Genomic DNA, 20,469 nt, shown 5'->3' on the forward strand with positions numbered 1-20,469 from the left:
CCTGCAAGGGCGCGGCCTCGGTCGCGCCCTTGCTGTTTGTGGGCTACTGCTTTGGCTGCCCAAAGATCCCCCGCAGTCCGAATTGACTCTCCGGGGAGCCTTTGCGAGGCTTTTGCCGTACCCCGCACTGCGACAGCCCTGCGTGCGGGTCCTCGTCAGCCACAGGGAGCTTCACCCGTGACCGATCCCGAGAACACCAACCCCAAAGAGGTGAAGAAGGAGATCGAGGAGCTCGAACAGGCGTACGACACCGAGCACGAGATCGGCGAGCAGAACATCACCCCGGAGATCAAGCCCATCGGGCTGGCTCTGGATCTGCACAACCCGGTCTTCATCGTCAGCTCCGCGCTCATCTTCGTCTTCCTCATCGGCACCCTGATCTTCACCGCCCCCGCCCAGGAGGCCCTGGAGGGCGTCCGCGGCTGGGCCACCAGCAACTTCGACTGGTTCTTCCTCACCGCCGGCAACATCTTCGTCCTCTTCTGCCTGCTGCTGATCATCCTGCCGCTGGGCAGCATCCGCATCGGCGGACAGGACGCCAAGCCGGACTTCTCGCGATTGTCCTGGTTCGCCATGCTCTTCGCCGCCGGCATGGGCATCGGCCTGATGTTCTGGGCGGTGGCCGAGCCGGTGGGCTACTACACCGAGTGGTTCGGCTCGCCGTTCAACATCGAGGGCGGTACCGATGAGGCGGCGAAGGCGGCCATGGGTGCCACCATGTACCACTGGGGCCTGCACCCGTGGGCCATCTACGGCGTCATGGCGCTGGCCCTGGCGTTCTTCACCTACAACAAGGGGCTGCCGCTGACCGTGCGCTCGGTCTTCTACCCCCTGCTGGGTGAGCGGGTGTGGGGTCCGCTGGGCCACATCATCGACACCGTGGCGGTGCTGGCCACCATCTTCGGCCTGGCCACCTCCCTGGGCTTCGGCGCCCAGCAGGCGGCCAGCGGCCTGAGCTACGTCTTCGAGGCCGTCCCCGATACCCTGGCCACCCAGGTCGCCATCATCATCGGCGTTACGGTGGCGGCGCTGATCTCGGTGCTGCGCGGCATCGACGGCGGCATCAAGCTGCTCAGCAACCTGAACATCAGCCTGGCCGGGCTGCTGATGCTCTTCGTGATCATCGCCGGTGGCGCCATCGCCTTCGTCACCCAGCTCTGGCACACCACCGCCGCCTACGCCGGCGACTTCTTCGCCCTCTCCAACCCGGTCGGCCGCGAGGACGAGACCTTCCTCCACGGCTGGACGGCGTTCTACTGGGCGTGGTGGATCAGCTGGTCGCCGTTCGTCGGCATGTTTATCGCCCGGGTCTCCCGCGGGCGCACCGTGCGCGAGTTCATGACCGCGGTGCTGATCGTGCCCACGGTGGTGACCGTCTTCTGGATGAGTGCCTTCGGCGGTGTGGGCCTGCAGCAGGCCATCGAGGGCATCGGCGCGCTGGCCGACGGCATCGGCGCCGACGAGTCCATGGCCCTGTTCCACATGCTCGAGCAGCTGCCCTGGACCCTGCTCACCGCCTCGGTGGCGGTCTTCCTGGTGCTGGTCTTCTTCGTGACCTCGTCGGACTCCGGTTCGCTGGTCATCGACAGCATCACCGCCGGCGGCAAGACCGACGCCCCGGACGCCCAGCGCGTCTACTGGGTGGTGCTCGAGGGCCTGATCGCCGGTGTGCTGCTGTTCGTCGGCGGTGACGCCGCGCTCAGCGCCCTGCAGGCAGGGGCCGTTTCGGCCGGACTGCCGTTCACCGTGATCCTGCTGCTCATCTGCCTGAGCCTGCTCATCGGGCTGCGCCACGAGCGCCGCCTGATCAAGCTCAGCCAGCAGGTCTAGAACCGGCGCCCCTGGGCGCCCGCAACCGCCCCCGGTACCCGGTCGGGTATCGGGGGTTTTTCGTCGCTCCGACCGCACCCGCCCCGGGTGCTAGAATCAGAGTCTCACCCACGCCCCGGCAACCGCTTCATGGCCCACTGGCGAACGCTCTCCGGACTCTTCGGCCCGCGCTGGCGTCACCCGGACCCGGCCACCCGTCGTCGCGCCGCTATGGACCTCGATCCCAACCAGCCGGAGACCGCCGAGGCCCTGGCCGCCCTGATCGACGACCCGGCCCCGCCGGTGCGCGAGGCCGCCGCCAAGCGCTGCAGCGACCTGGCCACCCTGCGCCGGCTGCGCCGCGACGACCCCGACGCCAGCGTGCGCACGGCCGCCACGGTCCGCTACCGCCAGCGGCTGGTAGGCGACGCCGCCCCGGAAGCGGTAACCGCCGAGCTGCGCCACTGCGACGACCCCACGGTGGCCGCACACATCGCCCAGCAGGGCCGCACCCCGGCGGTGCGCCGCGCCGCCCTCGCCCAGCTGGAGCAGGCGCAGGTGATCGCCGAGGTGGCCCTCCACGACGACGACCCCGACACCCGGCTGCACGCTGTCGAGCAGCTGGACGACCCGAAGAGCCTACGCGCGCTGGCCGAGCGGGCCCGCAGCCTGGCGCCGGAGGTGGCCGAGGCCGCGGAGCGGCGCCTGAACCCGCCGGCACCGCCCACCACCGAGGGGCACACCGCCACCACAGAGACCGACGCGGCCCCCGCCGCCGACCACGACGATCCGGCACCGGCCACGGGCGCCGCCGCCTCGCTGGCCAACGCCATGACCGGCCTCGCCGAGGGCGGCTGGTGGCCCGGCTACCACACCCGCCGCCGGGCGCTGATGGCCCGCTGGCGGGAACTGGACGAGCCACGGCCGCCGGCACTCAGCGAACGCTTCCGCCAGGCCACCCAGGCCGCCCTGATGCAGCAGCCGCGCAACCACGGCGGCGACGCCACCCGCACCCGCCTGCAGCTGGAGCAGCTGCTCACCGAAATCGAGGGTCAGGAGGATCCGGCCCGCGCCGCCGGGCAGCGCTTGGAGGCGCTCAGCCGCAGTGTCGCCGAGCTCGCCGGCGACCACCCCGACGAGGCCCGCGCCCGCATCCTCCTGCAGCGCCTGGGCCGGCGGATCCCCCAGCTCCGCCCACGCCGCCCGGCGGGCGGCGCGGTGCGCCCGCCCCGTCGGGCCGGCGACCAGTGCGACCTGGCCGCCGTGGCCCGCAGCCTGGCCGAGGCCGAGGAGGCCATCGCCGGCGGGGACCTGCGGCGGGTCCGCCAGGCCCTGGCCGAGGCGCAGCGGCTGGTGGGGCCACCGCCCGGCGGCGAGCCGCCGCCGGCCTGAGCCGGCGGCGGCCCGGCCGGCTCAGCGGATCAGGCGGCGGCGGAAGAGGTACGAGGCCACCGTGAAGGCGGCCGCGATGTAGCCCAGCGGCACCACCAGGTGGAGCAGCGCCCCCGGGGCCAGGCCCTCGCCCACCGCCAGCGGCCGGACTAATTCGACCATGTGCGCCAGCGGCAGCAGGTAGGCCAGCCCGGCGATCAGCGCCGGCAGCTGCTCGATGGGGAAAAAGACCCCGGAGAGGAGCAGCATCGGCGTCAGGACCAGCGTGAAGTAGTAGAGGAAGAAGTCGTAGCTCGGCGACAGCGCGGTGATGATCAGCGCCATGCTGGCGAAGGCCAGGGCGGCGAGGAAAACCACCGGCAGCGCCAACAGCATGCCGGGCAGACTGAGGATGCCCAGGGCCACGGCGACGATGCCGATGGCCCCGGCGCTGAGCAGCGACTTGCTCGCCGCCCACACCGCCTCGCCGAGGACGATGTCGTCCACCGACAGCGGCGCACCGAGCATCGCCGCCCAGGTCTGCTGGGTCTCCATGCGCGTGTAGGCGGAGTACAGCGCCTCGAAGCTGGAGGTGAACATGGCGCTGGAGCAGACGATGCCCGAGGCGATGAAGACGATGTACGGCATCCCGGAGTCGAGATCGCCGATCAGCGCCCCGAGCCCGTAGCCGAAGGCCAGCAGGTAGAGCACCGGCTCGCCGAAGTGGCCCAGCAGCGACGGCCAGATCAGCCGGCGCCAGACGCGGAAATTGCGGCGCCAGACCGGGATGAAGCGCAGGCTCGGGCGCGGCAGCCAGCGGTCGCGCTCGGAGGGCGGATCCGCCTCCGCCGAGGCGATCTCCACGCGTTCGCTCATGGTCACTCCCTCAGCTCGTGGCCGGTCAGATGCAGGAAGACGTCCTCGAGGTTGGTCGGGCGCTGCAGGTAGGTCAGCCCCTGCTCGTGCAGGGCGCCGGCCACCGGTGCCGGGTCGTCGGCGTAGAGCAGCACCGTCTCGCCCACCTCACGCACCCGCGCCGCACCGGAAAGCCCCGCCCGACCGAGCCAGGCCCGCGCCTCGTCGCCGCGCAGCTCCACCACGTAGCGCTCCAGGTGGCTGCGCGCCAGCGCCGCCGGGCTGTCGCAGTCGATGATCCGGCCGTGGTCCATGATCGCCAGCCGGTCACAGAGGCGCTCGGCCTCCTCCATGTAGTGGGTGGTGATCACCAGGGTCCGTCCCTGCTTCTGCAGCGCCCGCAGCTTCTGCCAGATGTTCTGCCGCGCCTGGGGGTCGAGTCCGGTGGAGGGCTCATCGAGGACCACCAGATCCGGGTCGTTGACCAGCGCCCGGGCCAGGGTCAGGCGGCGCTTCATGCCGCCGCTGAGTGAGGCGATGGGCGAATCGGCCTTGCCCTCCAGGGCGGCGAAGGCGAGCAGCTCGTCCACCCGGGGCCGCGCGGCCTCGCGGCCGAGGCCGTGGTAGCTGGCGTAGGTGAAGAGGTTCTCGCGGACGGTGAAGTCCGGATCGAGGTTGTCGATCTGCGGCACCACCCCCATGCGCGCGCGCATCGCCCGGGCCCGAGCCGGCACCGGCTCGCCGAGGACCTCCAGCGTGCCGCCATCCGGCGGCGTGACGCCGAGGATCATGCGCAGCGTGGTGGTCTTGCCGGCGCCGTTAGGTCCGAGCAGCCCGAAGCACTCGCCGCGGGGGACATGCAGATCGATGCCATCGACCACCGTCGTCCCGCCGTAGCGCTTGAGCAGCCCCTCGGCCCGGAGCGCCGGCCCGGAGGCGTCGGATTCGTTCACCATAGAGCCATCCCGCATCGCTGGAAGCCGACGATGGTACACGCTGCGGCGCCGCGCCGCAGCCCGCCGGCCCGGTCACTCCGCCGCCGCGTCCAGGCGCCGCGCCACCCGCGCCAGCGCCTCCGGGGTGTTGATGTTGACCAGTGCCGCCGCCTGATCGTCGAAGTCCGCCGCGGCCACCCGGTGGCGCGCCAGCCAGCCGTGGACGCGGCGCTCGCCGGCGGCCAGGGCGGCGTCGAGATCGGCGCACAGGCGGCGCTTGAGCAGCGCGAAGACTGGCTGCAACCGACCCTCCAGCCGGGCCACCGCCAGCTCGGCGTCGGCGGCCTCCAGGGCATCGGTGAGCCGCGCCGCCAGATCATGGGGCAACAACGGTGCATCGCAGGGGACCACCAGCACGCGCTCCGTCCGCGCGCAGGCCAGGGCGCTGGCCATACCCGCCAGCGGCCCCAGCCCGCCCGGGGGGCGGTCGCCGTCCACCGGTACCCCCAGGGCCCGGTAGCGCGCCGCGTGGCGGTTGGCGTTGATGCGCATGGCCGCCACCTGCGGGGCCAGTCGGGTCAGCACATGAGCGGCCAGCGGCCGGCCGGCCAGCCGCACCAGCCCCTTGTCGCGGCCGCCCATGCGCCGGCCGCTGCCCCCGGCCAGGACGACGCCGGTGATCCGGGCATCGGCAGCGGGCGGCGCCATCGCCAACAAGGCCGGCTAGCGCTGCAGCCCCTCAAGGGGCTGTACCTGCACGGTCTCCCCCGCCGCCACGTCGCCCCGCTCCGCCTCGAGGACGATCAGGCAATCGGCGTGGACCAGCGAGGTCAGCATCCCCGAACCCTGGGCCCCGGTGGAGCGCACCTGCACGGCACCGTCGGCGCCGGGCTCGAGGATGCCGCGCTGGAATTCGGTGCGCCCGGGGCGCTTGCGCAGGCGCTCGGCGGCGATCACCGGCAGCTGGACCGGCTGCAAGGTGCCGGCCTCGCCCATCAGCCGGCGCAGGGCCGGCTGGACCAGCTGGTAGAACGTGCCCGCCGCCGAGACCGGATTGCCCGGCAGGCCGAAGAAGACCGACTGGCCGACGCGGCCGAAGGCCAGGGGCCGCCCCGGCCGCACGGCCACCCGCCAGAAGGCCACGTCGCCGGCGCAGTCGACGGCATCCTTGACCGTATCCGCCTCGCCCACCGAGACCCCGCCGGTGGTGATCACCGCATCGGCGTAGCAGCCGAGTTCGCTCAGGGCCGCCTTGAGCGCCCCCACGTCGTCGCCGATGACGCCGGCGTCCAGGGCCTCGACACCGAGCCGGCGCAGCGCGGCGCCGATCAGGTGGCGGTTGCTGTCGTGGATCTGCCCCGGCCCCGGGGTCTGGCCCGGGGCGCAGAGCTCATCGCCGGTGGAGAGGAAGGCAACCACCGGACGCCGGTGGACCGCCACCTCGACACAGCCCAGGGAGCCGAGCACCCCCACCTCCTGCGGTCGCAGGCGCCGTCCGGCGCCGAGCGCCACGCTGCCGGCGGCCAGGTCCTCGCCGGCACGGCGGATGTTGGTGCCGGCGGCGACCGGTCCGGGCACGACAACCTCCGCCCCCTCCATGCGCTCGACCTGCTCCTGCATGACCACGGCGTCGGCGCCGGGTGGCACCGGCGCGCCGGTCATGATGCGCACGCACTCACCGGCGGCCAGCGGCTGCTGGCGCGCCTGCCCGGCCAGCACGCAGCCCACCTCGCGCAGGGGCACCGCCCCCTCGCCGGGCACATCGACGCTGCGCACCGCATAGCCGTCCATGGCGGCATTGTCGGCCCCGGGCACATCCAGCGGGGCGTGGATGTTCTCCGCCAGCACGCGCCCCAGGGCATTACCCAGGGCGACCCGCTCCTGCCCGATCAGCGGGGCGACCTCGTCGAGGATGCGCCGCCGCGCCTCGGACAGGGGCAAGCCGCCAGCGTGGTGCCCCCCGGCCGCCGTCCCCTTCGCTTCACTCATCGAATCCGGTCTCCCTCCTGATGCCTGCACGCCTCACGACGGTTCATCCTCCTCCTCGGCGTCCAGCTCGGCCAGCTCCTCGACCACCTCGGAGGCACGATCCGGGTGGCGCACCCGCGCGACGTGGAACAGCGCGTCGCCTTCGTGGACCAGCGGCAGGTTGGTGCGGCCGATGACGATGCCGTCGAAGGCCGCCAGCGCCTGCGTCTCGCCATCGCCGAAAGGGTCGGAGATCAGCCCCAGCTGCTCGCCGCGGCGCACCCGCTGGCCCAACTGCACCGTGGTGCGCAGGATACCGCTGCTCTCGGCCCGCACCCAGCGGGTGTTCTCCACCTGCACCGGACGGCGCGGCGGATACTTGCGCTTGACTCGGGGAAGCATGCCCAGCTCGCGCATCGCCCCGGTGATCCCGCGCACGCCCAGGCGGATGCAGTCCTCGTCGAAGCGCAGCGCCTCACCGGCCTCATACAGGAGCACCGGGATGCCGCGCTCGTCGGCGGCGTGGCGCAGCGAGCCGTCGCGCAGGTCCGAGTTGATGATCACCGGCGCCGAGAAGGCCCGGGCCAGATCGAGGGTACCCGGGTCATCGAGGTTGGCCCGGATCTGCGGCAGGTTGGTGCGGTGCGCGGTACCGGTGTGCAGATCGATGGCGTGGGAGGCCCGCTCGAGGACCTGGCTCATGAACAGATGGGCCAGCCGCGCGGCCAGCGAGCCGCCGGCGCTGCCGGGGAAGGAGCGGTTGAGATCGCGCCGGTCGGGCAGGTAGCGGGTCTGCGCCAGCACGCCGAAGACGTTGACGATGGGCACCGCCAGCAGCGTACCGCGCATCCGGCGCAGCTGCGGCAGGGCCAGCACCCGGCGGATGATCTCGATGCCGTTGATCTCATCGCCGTGGATGGCCGCACTCAGACACAGTGTGGGGCCATCGCGGCGGCCGTGGACCACATGCACCGGCATGCCCACCGGGGTGTGGGTGTAGAGCTGCGCCACGTCCAGCTGCACCGTGCGCCGCTCCCCCGGAGGCACGGCCTGCTCGCTGATGACGAACGGGGAGCGCCGCCGGGCCATCAGCCCCTCCGGCCCTTGGTCCCGGTCTTGCCCGGCTTGCGGTTGCGCTCGATAAACTCGATGATCATTCCGGCGACATCCTTGCCCGTGGCGGTCTCGATGCCCTCCAGACCCGGCGAGGAGTTGACCTCCATGATCACCGGACCGCTGTTGGCCCGCAGTATATCCACACCGCAGACGTTCAGGCCCAGCACCTTGGCGGCCTTCACCGCCGTGGCCCGCTCCTTGGGCGAGATGCGCACCAGGCTGGCACTGCCGCCGCGGTGGAGGTTGGAGCGGAACTCGCCCTCTTTGCCCTGGCGCTTCATGGCGGCCACCACCTTGCCGCCAACCACCAGGCAGCGGATATCGGCGCCGCCGGCCTCCTCGATGAACTCCTGGACCAGGAAGTGCGCCTTGAGCCCGCGCAGGGCCTGGATGACGCTGGAGGCGGCCTTGCGCGTCTCGGCCAGCACCACACCGATGCCCTGGGTCCCCTCGAGGAGCTTGATCACCACCGGCGAGCCGCCGACGAGCTGCATCAGGTCGTCGGTATCGTCCGGGGAGTGGGCGAACCCGGTCGCCGGCATCCCCACCCCCTCGCGGGAGAGCAGCTGCATGGAGCGCAGCTTGTCCCGCGAGCGGCTGATGCCCTGGGACTCGTTGAGCGGATAAGTGCCGAGCATCTCGAACTGCCGCAGGACCGCCGTGCCGTAGAAGGTGACCGAGGCCCCGATGCGCGGGATCACCGCATCGTAGGGCTCGAGCTTCTGCCCCTTGTAGTGGATCTCCGGGTTGCTGGTGGCGATGTTCATGTAGCAGCGCAGGGGATCGATCACGCGGATCTGATGCCCGCGGCTCTGCGCCGCCTCCACCAGTCGGCGCGTGGAGTAGAGCCGCGAGTTGCGCGAGAGCACGGCGATCTTCATACGGTTTCAGCGTCTCCTCATCGGGTCGCGGTGACACGGGGGCGGAGCGCGGCCCGCCCAGTCAGGTAGGAGGCTTCGGGGTCGACCACGAAACGGCCGGCCATGGCCGTTCGACCGAGCAGCATGCGAAAGCGCATGGTGTCCCGATCGGTCAGGGTGAGTTCCGCCCGCCAACGGATTCCACCGAGTTCGAGCAGGGTCGCGATCACCCAGCGCGACTCCCGGTGGCCGCCGGAGTCGGCCACCACCCGGCGATCCGCCACCGGGGCCTGGCACCAGAGCTCCGGCTCGGAGGAGCGCTGACGGGGGTGGATACCGAAGCGCACCCAGGTCCGCCCGTCGCGCTCAAAGGGCTCGATGGCGAAGGTGTGCAGCGCCGAGGTCCGCGCCCCAGTGTCCACCTTGGCCTTGAGCCGGTGGATATCCAGCTCCGGCAGCGCCACCCACTCGCGCCAGCCGATCCGCTGCCGTTCAGTCATGGCCGGACCCCCGGTCGGCCGGCCGCGGCGGGCCAGGGACGATGGCATTGCGCGCGGCGGCGTAGTCGGCGTAGTCGCGCCGGGTATCGCGCAGGTGCGCCTCGAGCAGCGGCACCCCGGAGACCCGCAGCAGCAGCCCGGTCATCAGCAGCGGGGCGAAGACCGTCCACCAGCCGCCGGCGGCGGCGGCCAGCCCCCACAGCCCCCAGGCCACCAGGATCTCGCCGAAGTAGTTGGGGTGGCGGCTGTAGCGCCACAGGCCGCGGTCGCAGACGGCGCGGGCGTTGCGCGGATCGGCCCGGAAGCGGGCCAGCTGGGCGTCGGCCACCGTCTCGTAGAGCCAGCCGACGAGGAAGACCGCCGCGGCGACCAGCCCCAGCGGTGCCGTCCACGCCTCGGCATCGCCCCGGGCGATGGCGTGGAGCAGCGGCGCCGCCGCCAGCCACAGCACCACTGCCTGGAGGCCGAACACCGTCACCAGGCTGCGCCGGGCCCAGCCGGGCCCGCCGGATCGGCGCAGCGCGGCGTAACGGGCGTCCTCGCCCGCTCCCCAGCTGCGCCAGGTCAGATAAAGGCTGAGCCGCCCGCCCCACAGCGCCACCAGGGCGACGATCCACCAGCCGTGGGCCGGGAACCCGGCCAGCGCCTGGTAGAGCAGCGCCAGGAGCACGAAACCGGCACCCCAGAAACGGTCCACCAGACTGGCGTCGCCGGTTCGCAGGCTGTACGCCCACACGGCGGTCATCAGCAGCAGCACGGCGCCCAGACCGGTCACGGCACTGACGAGCATCGGCCCCCTCCCCGGGGTCACGGCGAGACACCCGCGTAACGTAACCTCAAAAGCTGGCGCCGCCAATGACCGGGCAGGTACCCTGAGCCGCCAGCGCTGGCGCGCTCTCTCGGCCGCGCCTCCGCTGTCGGCCGTCGCCACACCCGCGAGGAGGATCATCGACCCATGCGCATGCTGATCTCCGCCCTGGTGATGTTCGTCATCATCATGGTCGTACTGGCCTTCGCCCGCGAGCATCTGCGCCCGGCCCAGGAGGCGGATCTGCGCCTGACCGAACTCACCACCGAGACGCCGCGCGAGGAGCTGGAGGACCGGCTGGAGAAGGTGGAATTCGAGTGCACCGATGACGAGACCGGCCTGGAGACCGGCGAGCGGGTCTGCTTCGCCCCGGTCAGTCGCGCCGACGATTACGCCGCCGACTACCTGGCGCTGTTCTTCGACAGCGACAACGCCCTGGCCGCAGTGAACGTCGTCCTCGACCCGGCCGAGCACGACGCCAACCACGAGCGCCTGCGCGAAGCTCTCGGCGAGCCGGACCGGCGGATCGAGGACGCCTTCACCTGGCTCGTCTGGGACCGCGACGAGCACCTGATCCTCACCCAGGAGGAGGTGCCGGACGCGGAGGCCCCCACCCTGATGTGGTTCCGCAACGCCGATTTCATGGAGCGGCTGCTGCCGCGCTAGGGCTGCCCGCGGGCACATCGGCCAGCACCAGCCGCTCGCCCCACGGCGGCTCGGCATCGGCCCAGGCCGGCGGCACCACCCACAGCAGCGGCCACGGCGGGCGGAACCGCACCGGCCCCTGCAGGTCGGTGAGCACCACCGCCTGATCCGGGGCGTGGCGGTCGGCCTCCTCGAGCAGCGGGGTGAAGTCCGTCCCACCCCCGCCGTGGAAGGTCAGCTCGGCCCGTGGCGAGTCGCCCGGGGCCAGGTGCACCACCCGGCGCACCCGGTCGTCGCCGACGATCACCACCAGCTGCGCCTCGCTGCGCCGGGTGATGGCCGTCAGCTCGCTGGCGAAGCGCTCCAGCAGGGCGTCGTCGATGGACCCGGAGGCGTCCACCACCAGCGCCAGCCGCGGCACCCGCCGCGCCGTGACTACCCCCGGCTCCCAGGGCATGCGCCGGCCACCGGCGGTGCGGCCGCGGTTGGCCAGCCAGGAGCGCGCCGGGCGCGACCAGGAGCGCTCCGGCAACCGCGCCAGCCCCCGGGCCAGGCGGGTGCGCAGGATGTGCTCCCAGGGCGTGCGCGGCGTCGGCCGATCGGCCAGCAGCCCGCGCAGCATGGAGAAGGCGCCGTCATCGGCGTGCGCCCGCAGCAGCCGCTCGGACCAGGCGCGGGCCCGCTCCGCGGCCACCTCCGGCGCTTCGCCCTCGGCGGGCAACAGATCGGCCTCGGCGCCGGCGGCCAGCTGGCGCAGCCGCGCTGCCCGCGGCCCATCGCTGCGCCCGGTGGCGCCATCGCGCCGGCCCGAGCTCGCCGCCCCGCCCTGCTGCCCGGCCCGGCCCCGGTCCTCGCTGCTGCCCCCGCGCCGATCGTCCACGGCGCGGTAGAGGCGCTCCACGTCCCACTCGAGCAGCGCGCGCTCGGGGGTGGCGGCGTCATCCGGCAGGACCTCGCGGAGCACCCGCTCCAGGGTCACCGCCCCGGCGGGCAGTTCCAGCCAGTCCAGGTGGCCAAGGGTGGTGTTCACCAGGGCGTCTGCGCAGTGGTTGAACAGCGCCGGATCGACATCGCCGAGGACCCCCGCCAGGGCCTCCCGGCGCTGCGCATGGCGAAGGGCCACATGGAGCACCTCGTGGGCCACCCACCCCACCTGCTGCGCCCGCGGCAGTCCGGCAAAGGCCGGTGCGTAGTAGAGGGTGCGGCCGTCGTTGACCACCGGCGCCTCGAGGTCGCCCGCCTCCACATCCTGGTGGTGGGCCCAGAGGGCCAGCCCGCCGGTACCGGGGGCCTGCTCGACCATCACGCGAATCGCCGCCGTGCCGCGGTGGGTGTAGGGCTCAGTCGCCATCGGCCTGGCGCTCGGCCATGTAGCGCTGGTACGCCTCGCTGCGCAGGATCGCCCCCTCCAGGCCCCAGACCAGGCCGCGCTGGAAGAGCAGCTCCATGGCCAGGGTCTGCGCCTCGCGCGCCGGCAGCGGCGTACGCCCGCGCATCTCCGGGAACTGCTCGATGATCTCCAGGGCGCGGGTAAGGGTCGGCTCGTCGGTGACCGCCGCCACCAGGCCGTAGACCATGCCGTAGAGGCCATCCAGGCTCTCGGGCAGCAGCGCCGCGGTCTCCGGCCCGGGCTGCGCGGCCAGCAGCCGGGTGACGTCGGCAGCCGCCTGCAGCTCATCGAGCACCCCGAAGAATTCAGCGGCGTTGGCGGCCCCGATGCGCCCCTGCACGAACAGCCGCCGCACGGCATCGCCCAGATCGGCCCGGAGCACCGAAGAGACATCCTCCCAGCCCCGCGGGCTGGCGCCGACCAGGTGGTCGTTGGCCAGCTGCGTGGCGGTGTCGTCGAGCCGGTCGGCGCGCACCCGCAGGAAGGCCATCACCTCCGGGGCCAGCTCGCGCTCGGCGGCGTAGTCGAGGAACGCCTCCAGGGCCGTCTGCACGTTGAAGTGGAACATGCGATCGGCCAGCGCCGTGCCCATGTCGTGGCTCACCGCCCCCTGGAAGCGGGCATTGCCCGCCGCCACCACCTGCCAGCCGTCGGGCAGCCGGTACGCCCCCACCTTGCGATCGAGGATCAGCGAGTAGGCAGAGATCTGCAGACGCTGATCGGCGGCGGTGAGCTCGTCGAGGAAGAGGATTCCCTCCGGCTGGTCGGCACCGGGGAGGAACTCCGGCGGGAACCACACCGTGCGCTGCTGCTGCTCATCGGCGTAGATCGCCCCGCGGATGTCCACCGGCTCGATGGTGGTCAGGCGCAGGTCGACCAGAGGCACCCCGAAGTGCTCGGCCACCTGCGCCACCACCGAGGACTTGCCCACGCCGCGGGTGCCCCACAGCATGGTGGCCCGCCGGCGTAGGATCGGGTCGGCGTACTGCTCGATCAGCGCCTGCCGGGCGGCGGCCACCGAGACCGCCGGGATGTTCATCGGATCAGCCGCCATCGCTCCCTCCGTGCCAGGTGCTCGCCGTCAGCGGCCGCGGCAACGGCGGTCGGTCCACCAGCGGGACCTCGGTCCCGGAGAAGAGCAGCGCGCCGATGGCCAGCAGCGGCGGGACACCGTGGAGCCACGGCGGCATCTCGCCCTCGGGCAGCACCACGCCGAACAGCGGCACCGCGGCGAGGATCAGGAAGAAGACGGTCATCGGCAGCAGCCGGCGGCCCACCACCGCCCAGCGCCGGCGACGGAAGCGCCGGTGGAAGGCGCTCGGCGGCTCGGCGAAGACCGCCGCCAGGTGGGCGACGAGCTGCTCGATCCGGGCCTCGACGGCCGCCCGCCGGCGCGGCTCCTCCCGGGGCAGCGCCCGGGTGCTGCGCCACGCCTTCTGCCGCCAGACCAGCGGCCGCCAGCCCCAGCCGAGGACGGCGATCAGGTCTTCGGGCAGCGCAGGCTCGCCCTCGGGGTGGGGCGTGATCTCGATTTGCGCCGGCAGGCCGGCACCCGGGGTCGCGTCGAGCACCACGCGCCGCCCGGCCAGCCGCGCCTCGGCGCCCACAGCCCGCCACCGCGGGTCACCGGGGTCGGCCTCGGAGGCTTTCGCCCAGTAGCTGCGGCCGATACAGACACCGGCGATGCGGATGAACAGCCGGGGGCGCAGCTCCGTGGCCTGCAGGCCCGCGAGCAGGTCGGCGGGACACCCACCATCAAGGGCGAGACCGGCCCAGGTGCCATCGGCGGCGGTGTAGGTGGCGCTCAGCCGATAGAGCCCGGGCTCCCGCTCGGCGAGCACCAGCTGCTCGGTGACCGGCCCCTCGGCGGCGTCCAGCCCCTCGTGGCTGCGCGGCTCAAAGGCGATCTCGCGGTGGGCCCGGTCGCTGGCGGCCAGATCCACGGCCCACCCGGCCTCGCTGAACGGCGCCACCCGGGTGAGGATCTCATGGTGGGAAAGCGGCTTGACCAAGGCGGTCGTCCCCTGCGCGGGCTGCTCCGCAGCTCAGGGTACGCCCGGCCGGCGGCGCAATGAAGCCACTCGCCGCCGGGGTATCCCACCCGGGCCCTGGCTCGGCCCGCCCTATTCCGGGCGCAGCAGCTTGCCGCTGAGCAGCTTGATCACGGTGGCGACGAAGACCACGGCGATGACCAGCGTGGTCAGCACCACCAGCAGCATCACGCCGCGGCCACCGCCGGTCTGGTAAGCCTGCACGAAGTGCTGGCTGGCCAGGCAGAAGGCGGCCAGGGGGAAGGTGTACGCCCACCAGGAGGGGTAGTACGGCAGGCGGACGAGCCGTGGCACCTGGATGAGCAGCAGCAGGAAGGTGAACAACGCCTTGTAGTAGAGCAGCCGACCGACCACCCCGGGATCGCCGCCGTCAAGCAGCGACACCCAGGCCAGGTAGCCGGCCGCCGGCGGGGCCAGGAGCACGAAGAGTGTGGGCAGCAGGAACGCCGGCAGGTTGGGCGCGAAGATCAGCCGGTAGTACACCAGGGTCATCAGGATCAGCCAGAAGAACAGCCCGATGCTGAAGAAGAACCAGGCCACCTCCATGTAGCCGGCCTGCGCCGCCGGGATGGGCACCAGGACGTTGCCCACCGCCGGGATGAACCAGACCGGATTCAGGGTGCCGAGCTCCAGCTGACGCTGCATCCAACTGGTGACGATGGCCAGCATCAGGATCAGGTGCAGCAACGCCCCGCTGCCCCACAGGGCGGTGGACAGCGGTTCCGACTCGGTCACGATGCCCAGCAGGATCAGCGAGATGGAAACCGCCGGCAGGAAGTTGAGGCGCACCGGGTGGGTGACCTCGCCCCACGCCGCCGATGGGTGTAGCGCCGCCTTGAGGGCATAGCCTGCGGCCATGGCGACGAAGCTGATCACCGCCAGCACCACCACGGCCTCGGCTACCCAGGCGGGCCAGCCCCAGAGGCTATGGCTCTCGTTCCAGACCATGGCCAGGCCGGCCAGGCCCATGGTGGCGGCAAACAGCGGCAGCGGCAGGTGGGCCAGGCTGACCCGGGCGTTCTCTTCCTGACTCATGCGAGGCTCCTTCAGCTCGGGGTGGTCACCGCATGCCGGCATACATTACGGATCGGGCATATGCTTGTCACGCGCCGTCGCCGTCCAGGCGCAGGGTCACGTGCATCAGCCCCGGGTCGTCGCTGCTCGGCTCGATGCGAAAGCCCATGGCCTGATTGATCTTGAGCATCGGCTCGTTCTCGCGCAGCACCTCGCCGTAGATCTCGCGGATGCCACGGCGCCGGGCGTAGTCGACGATCCGGTGCATGAGCATCGGGCCCAGCCCCATGCCGGCCACCGAGGGGTCGAGCATGATGTCGTACTCCGCCTGCTCCAGGTCGGGATCGGCGCTGATGTGGACCATCCCCAGCAGCGGCGCCCGGCCAGCGATGCCGTCGCGGGTGATGACCAGCGCCATCTCGCGGTCGAAATCGATCTGCGTCAGCCGCGCGGCCATCTCCTGGGGCAGGCTCTTCAGCGCCTGGAAGAAGCGCATGCGCACCTGCTCCGGCGGCGTTCGCTCGACCATGGCGTTGAGCTGCGGGGCGTCCTCGGGCAGCACCGGGCGCAGGTTCAGGCACTGGCCGTCGGGCAGTTCGATGCGCTCGCTGAGCTCCTGGGGGTAGGGGCGGATGGACAGCGAGTCGGCCGGATCCCCGCGCTGGGGCTGGATGCCCACCCCGGCGTCCAGGGCCAGCACCCCGCGGCCGGTGGCCCAGAGCGGGTTGATGTCCAGCGACTGCACGGCGCCGAAATCGATGACCAGCTGCGAGAGCTTGACCAGGCTCAGCGCCACCGCATCCAGATCCGGCTTGCGCAGCCCGCTGTCCACCAGCAGCCCGTAGATCCGGGTGCGCTGCATGATCTCCCGGGCCAGGTGCATATTCAGCGGCGGCAGCCCGCAGGCCCAGTCGGCGATGGCCTCGGTCTCGGTACCGCCGTGGCCGAAGTAGAGCACCGGCCCGAAGGGCCCGCCGGGGCGCACGCCGAGGGTCAGCTCGAAGGCCCCGTCGCGGCGGGTCATCGGCTGCACGGCAAAGCCGTCCACGGCTACGTCGTCGCCGCGAAGCTCGTGCAGGCGCGCCAGCATCGCCTCGGCCTCGGCGCGCACCGCCTCGGGGCCGCCCAGATCCAGGACGACGCCGCCGGCCTGGGACTTGAGCTGCACTTCCGGCGACATCAGTTTCAGCGCCACCGGCTGATCCAGCTCGGCGGCCACCGCGGCGGCGTCCTCCGGGTCGTTGGCGCGGCGGGTTTCCACGCAGGGGATGCAGTAGGCGCTGAGCAGCCGCGCCGTCTGGTACTCGTTGAGCTGATCGCGCCCGGCGGTCAGCGCCGCCGACAGGATCAGCCGCGCCTGCTCGTAGTCCGGGGTGAAATCCTCGGGCAACGAGGGCGGCGTCTGCATCAGCAGGGTCTGGCTGCGCCGGTACTGAAGCAACCGGCTGTAGGCGCGCACCGCCTCCTCGGGGTAGGCGAAGGCCGGCACCGCCGCCGCGAGCCGCCGCAACCCGGCCTCTCCGGCGGAGGGGTCCCAGGCGGCGAGTACCGGCTTGCGCAGCCGCTTGGCGTGGCGGACCACCACCTCGGCCACGCCCTCGCCGTCGTCGCTGGCGCCCGGCGCCTTGAGTGCCAGGATACCGCTGATGCGCCGGTCCTTGCCGAGGATCTCCAGGGCCCGATCGTAGGCGTCGGCGTCGGCGTCGACGCCCATGTCCAGGGGATTGTGGCTGCTGGCGTTGCGCCGGGCCAGCTCCTGCAGGGCCTCATTGCTCTCCGCGGAGAGCTGCTGCGGACTGCTGTCGTAGCGGCGCAGGGCGTTGCTGGCCAGCAGCCCCATGCTGCGGCTGTTGCCGAGGATCGCCAGCGGCCCGTCGCGGCCCGGCACCCGGCTGCTGTCGAGGATCTCGACAGCGCTGAACAGCTCCTCCAGATCGTCCACCCGCACCACGCCGGCACGGCGGAAGGCCGCGTCGTAGACGAAGTCGTCGATCTCCGCCTCGCCCACCTGCGGCGGCTTGAGGATGATCACCGGCTTCATGCGGGCCAGCCGCCGCAGGGCCGACATGAACTTGCGCGCCCGGCGCACCCGCTCGATATAGACGATCACCGCGCGGGCGCGGTGGTCGGTGGCCAGGTAGTCGAAGCTGTCGCCCAGGTCCACGTCGGTGGCGGCGCCGATGTGGATGATGTGCGACAGCCCCGAGTCGTTCTCGCGGCACCAGCGCAGGGCGGCCCCGGCCATGGCCGAGGATTTGGTGACCAGCGCCGCCTTGCCGCTGGCCAGTGTGATGGGCAGCGACGAGGCGTGCAGGCCCCGGTGGGGGACGCTGATGCAGCTGCTCCCCGGCCCGGCCACCCGGACCAGATGGGGGCGCGCCGCCTCGAGAATGGTGCGCTCGAGTTCCTCGCGCTGCTCCTGGGTGTAGTCCCGGGGGACCGCGCGCGTGACGATCACGGCACGGGTGCCCAGCTCGCCCAGGGCGGTGATCAGCCCCGGCACCACCTCCAGCGGGCGGGTGATGACGGCCAGATCCGGCACCGCCGGCAGGCGTTCAAGCGCGGGGAAGACCGGGACACCGCCCATGGAGTCGATCCCCGCCATGACCGGCATCACCGGCCCCTGGTAGGGCTCGCTGAGCAGGTTGCGCAGGATGCGGCGATCGGTGTCGCTGGCCTCGCCGATCAGGGCGATGGAGCGGGGCTGGAAGAGGCTTTCGAGATTGCGTACGGTCATCGGGCTCGGGATCTTTGCGGGCGCTGCAGTGCACCACGGGGCCAGTCTATCGGTCCCGGCAACAGGGAAGCCAGCCGGCAGGCCATCGCCGGGTGCAGCACCCGTATCGGACGGCGGAGGAATCGGCAGTGGCGGAGGAGACCGAGGCGCGCATCGAGCGGGCCCTGCAGGAGGCGTTGGCGGAGATCGCGCCGGAGGCGGACGTGCGTCGGCTGGACGCCGAGCGCAGCCTGCACGCCCAGCTGGGGATCGACTCGGTGGACTTACTGCGCTTCCAGGCAGCACTGGAGCGCACGGCCGGGGTGCCGATCCCCGGTGCGCACAGCTACCGCTTGTCCACCCCGGCGGGTTGCCGGCGCTACCTGCACGAGCGGCTCGGGACCGACTAGTCGCGCTCGCCGGCCTGGGCCGGGTCCGGGTCCGCCGCCAACCCGGCCTGCCGGATGATCGCCTGCAGCTCGGCGTCGGGTTCGGTGGTCAGACGCACCGTACGGCCATCCCCGGGATGGGGGACGGTGAGTTCGGTGGCGACGAGCATCAGCCGCCGGGCGCCGAAGTGCTCGCGGAAGAGCCGGTTGTTGGCGCCGTCGCCGTGGGTGGTGTCGCCGATGATCGGGTGGCTGAACGCCTTCATGTGCCGGCGCAGCTGATGCTGCCGCCCGGTCTGCGGCTGCAGTTCCAGGCGTGTGTAGCGCGCCGTGTCGTAGCGCGAGACCGGGATCGGCAGCTCCGTCCAGGCCAGCGGGATGTAGTCGGTGACCGCCGGCTGCGGTGCGCCCCCCTCGCCGCGGCGCCCGGCGCCCAGCGGGCGGTCGATGCGTCCGGGCGCCTCGACCCAGCCGCGCACCACCGCCTGGTAGCGCTTGCCGATGCGCTGCTCGCGGAAGGCGGCGGCGAGCACGGACGCGGCGTCGGGATCGAGGCCGAGAACCAGCACCCCGGCGGTGGCCCGATCGAGCCGGTGAACCGGGTAGACCCAGTGACCGCCGAGCTGATCGCGGACGCGCTGCAGGAGCACATCGCGGTCGCGGTCGATGTTGCTGCGGTGGACCAGCAGCCCGGCGGGCTTGTAGACGGCGATCAGCCGCTCGTCCCGGTAGAGCACGGCGAGGCTGCGATCGTCCCGGGTCGGGTTTTCCACGGTGGTGCGATCCTCGATTGCGGGCCTGTCGCGACGTTCCGGCGCAGGCGCTGGCACGCCGGCGGCACGCATCGTAGCGTATCGCCATGAGCGATCCCACACCCCGCAGCAGCGCCACCCCCTCGCCCCTGACGACGCTCGTCTACGCCCTGGCTGCCCTGCCGCTGGCAGCGAGCGTGCCGCCGTTCTTCCTGCAGATCGCTCCGCAACGACTGGAGGCACCGGAGGTGGCCGCCGTGGCGGTGATCGCGGTGCTCATCGCGCTGCGCCTGCTCGACGCTGTCGCGGTGCTGGTCGCCGGCGCCTGGAGCGACACCGTGCCCCTGGCGGCGCGGCGCCGGGGCGGCTGGTGGGCCGGTGCCGGACTCACCCTGGCAGGACTGGCGCCGCTGCTGCTGCTCGAGCCCGGCACCAGTCTGCTGCCGCTGCTCCTCGGCGGCACCCTGACCACCCTGGGCTGGGTGCTCATGCGGGTCAGCCACCTGGCCTGGGGCGCCGAGCTGGCCGCCGGCTACCACGACCGCACTCGGCTGTTCACCGCGGCGCAGCTGGCCACCCTGCTCGGCATCGGGGTCGGGCTGGGCGCCCCGCTGCTCGCCGTGGAGGTGGGCGCGGCGCGCCTCGACGCGCTCGCGGCCCTCTACCTACTGCTCGTCGGCGTCACCGCCCTGGCGGCCCTGGCCATCCTCGCCCTGCCGGACCGGCAGCCGGCGGCCCCGCCCGGCGGGTTCGGCGTAATCGCCCGACGCCTGGGCGGGCTGCGGGCGTGGCGCCGGCTGCTCGGCGCCCACACGGCCAACGTCGCCGCCAATACCCTCGCCGCCGCCCTGCTGCTGCCCATCGCCGCCGGCATCGTCGGCGACGCCAGCGCCGCCCCGACCGCCTTGGCGGCCTACCTCCTGGCGGCACTCATCGGCCTGCCTCTGGGTGCGGCGCTGGCCCTGCGTTACAGCAAGCACGCCATGTGGTGCGCCGCCCTGGTCCTCGCCGCCGCGGTGCTGATCTGGATCCCGCTGCTCGGACCGGGCCACACCCTGCCGCTGCTCATCCTCGCTGCCCTGCTTGGGCTCACCGGCGGCTTGGACTGGGCGCTCTCCGCCGCCATCCAGGCCGATATCCCCGACGTCGAAGCCGCCCACACCGGCGCCCCGCGCACCGGACTGCACTTCGCCGTCTGGTCGCTGGCTGGCCGCGTCGGCTTCACCCTGGCCGGCGCTGCGGCGCTGCTGACCGTGGCCCTCGCCCCGCCCAACCCCGCCCCGGGCACGG

At 72.5% G+C, this 20,469-nt stretch carries 19 protein-coding genes; 5 read left to right on the forward strand and 14 right to left on the reverse strand.

Features of this window, described 5'->3' with window-relative positions; all coding sequences use genetic code 11:
• Nucleotides 1-177: 177 nt before the first annotated feature.
• Together CCR79_RS01590 and CCR79_RS01595 are read left to right on the forward strand one after the other, a co-directional pair.
• The gene (locus CCR79_RS01590; protein WP_201167992.1) at nucleotides 178-1,830 is read left to right on the forward strand and encodes a BCCT family transporter; all 1,653 of its coding nucleotides are present in this window, start codon (nucleotides 178-180) and stop codon (nucleotides 1,828-1,830) included.
• A gap of 129 nt (nucleotides 1,831-1,959) precedes the next feature.
• Nucleotides 1,960-3,201: a hypothetical protein gene (locus CCR79_RS01595; RefSeq protein ID WP_201167995.1), complete on the forward strand. Its 1,242-nt coding sequence runs from the start codon at nucleotides 1,960-1,962 to the stop codon at nucleotides 3,199-3,201.
• A 21-nt stretch (nucleotides 3,202-3,222) separates the two neighbouring features.
• On the opposite strand, the gene CCR79_RS01600 is transcribed toward CCR79_RS01595, so the two are convergent.
• The 8 genes from CCR79_RS01600 to CCR79_RS01635 all read right to left on the reverse strand — a co-directional run bounded on the left by CCR79_RS01600 (nucleotide 3,223) and on the right by CCR79_RS01635 (nucleotide 10,204).
• A complete protein-coding gene (locus CCR79_RS01600) occupies nucleotides 3,223-4,056 on the reverse strand; it encodes an ABC transporter permease (protein WP_201167998.1) in 834 nt (277 codons plus the stop codon).
• Nucleotides 4,057-4,058: 2 nt separating this feature from the next.
• On the reverse strand, nucleotides 4,059-4,991 hold the full coding sequence (locus CCR79_RS01605; RefSeq protein WP_201168001.1) for an ATP-binding cassette domain-containing protein: 933 nt from the start codon (nucleotides 4,989-4,991) through the stop codon (nucleotides 4,059-4,061).
• A 72-nt stretch (nucleotides 4,992-5,063) separates the two neighbouring features.
• Nucleotides 5,064-5,678 carry a molybdenum cofactor guanylyltransferase MobA gene (gene mobA, locus CCR79_RS01610; protein WP_201168004.1) on the reverse strand — a complete coding sequence of 205 codons (615 nt, stop codon included), beginning with the start codon at nucleotides 5,676-5,678 and terminating at the stop codon, nucleotides 5,064-5,066.
• A gap of 15 nt (nucleotides 5,679-5,693) precedes the next feature.
• A complete protein-coding gene (gene moeA / locus CCR79_RS01615) occupies nucleotides 5,694-6,959 on the reverse strand; it encodes a molybdopterin molybdotransferase MoeA (RefSeq protein WP_201168007.1) in 1,266 nt (421 codons plus the stop codon).
• Nucleotides 6,960-6,992: 33 nt separating this feature from the next.
• Nucleotides 6,993-8,027 carry a succinylglutamate desuccinylase/aspartoacylase family protein gene (locus CCR79_RS01620; protein WP_242510777.1) on the reverse strand — a complete coding sequence of 345 codons (1,035 nt, stop codon included), beginning with the start codon at nucleotides 8,025-8,027 and terminating at the stop codon, nucleotides 6,993-6,995.
• A complete protein-coding gene (rimK, locus tag CCR79_RS01625) occupies nucleotides 8,027-8,935 on the reverse strand; it encodes a 30S ribosomal protein S6--L-glutamate ligase (protein WP_201168010.1) in 909 nt (302 codons plus the stop codon). The genes CCR79_RS01620 and rimK overlap by 1 nt, the downstream gene beginning before the upstream one ends.
• 17 nt (nucleotides 8,936-8,952) lie before the next feature.
• On the reverse strand, nucleotides 8,953-9,414 hold the full coding sequence (locus CCR79_RS01630) for an ATP-dependent zinc protease family protein (protein WP_201168013.1): 462 nt from the start codon (nucleotides 9,412-9,414) through the stop codon (nucleotides 8,953-8,955).
• Complete coding sequence (locus CCR79_RS01635) at nucleotides 9,407-10,204, reverse strand: DUF1295 domain-containing protein (protein ID WP_201168016.1); 798 nt, start codon at nucleotides 10,202-10,204, stop codon at nucleotides 9,407-9,409. The genes CCR79_RS01630 and CCR79_RS01635 overlap by 8 nt, the downstream gene beginning before the upstream one ends.
• A 165-nt stretch (nucleotides 10,205-10,369) precedes the next feature.
• On the opposite strand from CCR79_RS01635, the gene CCR79_RS01640 reads away from it, so the two are divergent.
• Entirely contained in the window at nucleotides 10,370-10,888 is a 519-nt protein-coding gene (locus CCR79_RS01640) for a hypothetical protein (RefSeq protein ID WP_201168018.1), read from the forward strand.
• Here CCR79_RS01640 and CCR79_RS01645 read toward each other — a convergent pair.
• The 5 genes from CCR79_RS01645 to CCR79_RS01665 form a co-directional block, all read right to left on the reverse strand.
• Nucleotides 10,863-12,218 carry a DUF2201 family putative metallopeptidase gene (locus CCR79_RS01645; protein WP_201168020.1) on the reverse strand — a complete coding sequence of 452 codons (1,356 nt, stop codon included), beginning with the start codon at nucleotides 12,216-12,218 and terminating at the stop codon, nucleotides 10,863-10,865. The two genes, CCR79_RS01640 and CCR79_RS01645, sit on opposite strands and share 26 nt — an antisense overlap.
• A complete protein-coding gene (locus tag CCR79_RS01650; protein ID WP_201168022.1) occupies nucleotides 12,208-13,311 on the reverse strand; it encodes an AAA family ATPase in 1,104 nt (367 codons plus the stop codon). Before CCR79_RS01650 ends, CCR79_RS01645 begins: the two co-directional genes overlap by 11 nt.
• Nucleotides 13,301-14,269 carry a hypothetical protein gene (locus tag CCR79_RS01655; RefSeq protein WP_201168024.1) on the reverse strand — a complete coding sequence of 323 codons (969 nt, stop codon included), beginning with the start codon at nucleotides 14,267-14,269 and terminating at the stop codon, nucleotides 13,301-13,303. The genes CCR79_RS01650 and CCR79_RS01655 overlap by 11 nt, the downstream gene beginning before the upstream one ends.
• Nucleotides 14,270-14,380: 111 nt before the next feature.
• Entirely contained in the window at nucleotides 14,381-15,343 is a 963-nt protein-coding gene (locus CCR79_RS01660) for an SLAC1 anion channel family protein (RefSeq protein ID WP_201168026.1), read from the reverse strand.
• 67 nt (nucleotides 15,344-15,410) lie between these two features.
• Nucleotides 15,411-18,059, reverse strand: coding sequence for a GNAT family N-acetyltransferase (locus CCR79_RS01665; protein ID WP_201168029.1), 2,649 nt, complete (start codon nucleotides 18,057-18,059; stop codon nucleotides 15,411-15,413).
• A 128-nt stretch (nucleotides 18,060-18,187) separates the two neighbouring features.
• Between CCR79_RS01665 and CCR79_RS13780 the strand changes: the two genes are divergently transcribed.
• Nucleotides 18,188-18,448, forward strand: a complete 261-nt coding sequence (locus CCR79_RS13780; protein ID WP_201168032.1) for a phosphopantetheine-binding protein — start codon at nucleotides 18,188-18,190, stop codon at nucleotides 18,446-18,448.
• Here CCR79_RS13780 and CCR79_RS01675 read toward each other — a convergent pair.
• Nucleotides 18,445-19,200 (reverse strand): pseudouridine synthase, encoded by a 756-nt coding sequence (locus CCR79_RS01675; protein WP_201168035.1) that lies wholly within the window; start codon nucleotides 19,198-19,200, stop codon nucleotides 18,445-18,447. The genes CCR79_RS13780 and CCR79_RS01675 overlap by 4 nt on opposite strands.
• An 86-nt stretch (nucleotides 19,201-19,286) precedes the next feature.
• Here CCR79_RS01675 and CCR79_RS01680 point away from each other — a divergent pair.
• On the forward strand, nucleotides 19,287-20,469 hold a 1,183-nt coding region (locus CCR79_RS01680; protein ID WP_201168038.1), incomplete at its 3' end, for an MFS transporter.

Origin of the sequence: Halorhodospira halophila (assembly GCF_016653405.1) — a bacterium.
Classification (GTDB): domain Bacteria; phylum Pseudomonadota; class Gammaproteobacteria; order Nitrococcales; family Halorhodospiraceae; genus Halorhodospira; species Halorhodospira halophila_A.